We start from the raw sequence: 2,569 nt of genomic DNA, 5'->3' as shown, positions 1-2,569 counted from the left end.
AGAGTCTTGCGATTTTTGCACCAGAACCACCAATCAGTATGTCCAAGTTTCGAAGATTCGTTACATGAGCTTTATAGTTTTTGCACCAGAACCCAAGTGGTCCTTATATGTTTGTTAAAATGTGGGTATTTATGGTGACACTCTACTAATAAAAAACATCATTTCCATATATTGTAGATTGTAATTATGATTTTTAAAGTTATACTTTTTGTATAACTTTAAAAATTTGTATTATCAATTATACAGGAATAATAACTACTCAGCTATACCTTTAATTTAGGAGTTTCATAGGCGAAAAGTCGGTCTATTTTTTTTGCTACAACACAAACATGTGTGATACCACTACATCTTGTGATAAAACAGATAAACATATTTTTTAGTAATTTTCCCCAACTATCTTATATCTTCATGAGGTGACTGAATAGTTATCAAAAATATTTATATAAGTTATGTATTAGGGTTGAGTTTTTAGGAGGTTTAAATGAGAAAAATATTGCCAGGGGCCATTTTGTCTCATACCCAGTATGGGTATTTAAAGGTACCGAAAAATGTCAAAAGTCAGTGTCCTAAATGCGGTAAATCAAGTGAATTTACGTTAAAAACGAATTTTTACCAAGTTACAAAAAGGGGATTATTCGCAGAAGGGCTTTGTTTTGAATGTCAAAAGCCATCAGAATTTGTGATTATGTTTAATGATTATCCGAATCGAATAAGTGAAGAAGTAGAGGTTTATATTTATAGTCCTTCGGATTTAAGAAATCCTTTGGATCAGCTCGAACGCAATAAACATATCCCTATAGACCTTGTCAGGGCATATCGCTCTACTTTAAATGTAAAAGATAATTCTGCTGCTGCAGTACTGTCAAAACGAGTTCTTGAAAGTGTCCTCAAACATTTTCTTGGAGAGCAAAGTAATGGGCAGTCTCTTTCCCAGCAATTCGAGCAATTGTCAGAATATATCGATTTAACTAAACCGATTCAAGATATTGGCCACCTCGTTCATCCCGACAGTCCTCTTTATGGGATGCTTGAATTGCAACAGGAAATTGATGATGAAACAGTAGATTTATTAACAGAATTATCAGAAGTCCTTATCGAATATTTATTTGTGTTGCCTGAAAAAATCGAATCAGTACATGATAAGATTGAACAGAAATTTCCCAAGGGATAGCATGCACATTTTAATGGGTTCTGGTGCAAAAATCATTTAATATAGACATAGGGAACCTACACAATCTGTTCAATTCCAAATAAATTATGTACAAATTCAACTTCATTTTGGGTAGACTTCACCTGTCGGTGAAGTTGTCCTTTTTTCATCATATGCATGGCTTCAACACCACTCAATATAGAAATTGCTGTTTTAAATGACTTGAATTCCATCATAGAACGCACACGTTTCTTAATAAAACGGTGATCTTGTTCCACTATATTATTGAGATATCTAACTTGCCTTAGTTGTATGCCTTCAGGCATATGTTTCTCTTCTTTCAACTCTTGAATCGCTACAGGATAGGCAGGGTTCTTATCTACTGATATCACGCGAGGTTTAGAAACGTACGAAAAAGCCAAGGCTTTCTTGAAAAAGCGCTTGGCTGCTTGTTTATCTCTTGATTTACTTAGATAAAAATCAATTGTATTACCTTCTGAATCGACTGCACGATATAAATACATCCATTGCCCTTTTACTTTAATATAAGTTTCATCGACTCTCCACGAGTCATTTGTTGATTTAAGATGATGTCGTACTTTCTCTTCTAATTGAGGTCCATATTGATGAACCCAACGCATAATCGTTGTGTGAGCAATTGATAATCCTCTTTCCTCCATCATTTCCACCAGGTTACGAAAGCTCAAATTGTACCGTAGGTACCACCTTACTGTTAATAAGATTAGTTCAGGCTGATAATTCTTCCATTTGAACAAATTTTCCTTTTCCACACTGATCACACACCTTTTGTAGAGTAGTAATATCAGTATGTCCAAATTTAAGAGATTTTTTGCACCAGAACCTAATTTCTCAATCTGCTAAAGTTTTTGAACTAGGAACCAATATCCCTATAAGGCATAGCACAATAATTAATTTACTCTTCATATTTTAGTCTCCGACATTTAATGTATTTTCATATTCTTTTATTACTTTGTAAAAAGTATTTTTCTTCAAGTCTAGTACCTCCATGAATTGAACCCCAGTTATTTCTCTATTTTTCCACTTCGGATAAGTTTCTTCTATTAGAAGTAATTGCTTTGAGCTTAATGTTGAAAGGTTAAACTGAGGACGACCTAAATGCTTCCCTTGAAATTTTGCTACTGCAATTCCTTCCGCTTGTCGCTGATGAATTTTTTTACGTTCTTGATCTGCAACATAAGAAAGCAAAGATAAAAATTGATCTTCCATCAACCGACCCATGTCACCCATTTCACGAAACTTACGGCTATCGAATAAAGTTTCATTTTCTAAAACAACAATATCAGCTTGTAATTCTCTTGTTATGTATTTCCACTCTGAAATTACTTCATCATAATTACGTCCCATACGATCTAGAGGGTTCTGGTGCAAAAACTTAAG

General features: G+C 34.0%; 3 protein-coding genes. 1 reads left to right on the top strand and 2 read right to left on the bottom strand.

All coding sequences use genetic code 11. The annotated features are described in order from the left end of the window. Nucleotides 1-481 precede the first annotated feature (481 nt). On the top strand, nt 482-1,171 hold the full coding sequence (locus B5P40_RS31395; protein WP_113710501.1) for a hypothetical protein: 690 nt from the start codon (nt 482-484) through the stop codon (nt 1,169-1,171). A gap of 56 nt (nt 1,172-1,227) precedes the next feature. Here the strand turns inward: B5P40_RS31395 and B5P40_RS31390 are convergent, their stop codons facing one another. Beyond that, entirely contained in the window at nt 1,228-1,941 is a 714-nt protein-coding gene (locus B5P40_RS31390; protein ID WP_113710500.1) for an IS6 family transposase, read from the bottom strand. A gap of 157 nt (nt 1,942-2,098) precedes the next feature. Then, on the bottom strand, nt 2,099-2,569 hold a 471-nt coding region (locus tag B5P40_RS31385; protein ID WP_113710499.1), incomplete at its 5' end, for a recombinase family protein.

The sequence above is a fragment of the Bacillus sp. SRB_8 genome, assembly GCF_003264205.1.
GTDB classification, from domain to species: Bacteria; Bacillota; Bacilli; order Bacillales; family Bacillaceae_G; genus Bacillus_A; species Bacillus_A mycoides.
Note: the sequence above shows the minus strand (reverse complement) of the source record. Positions and strands in the feature narration are given on the sequence as shown.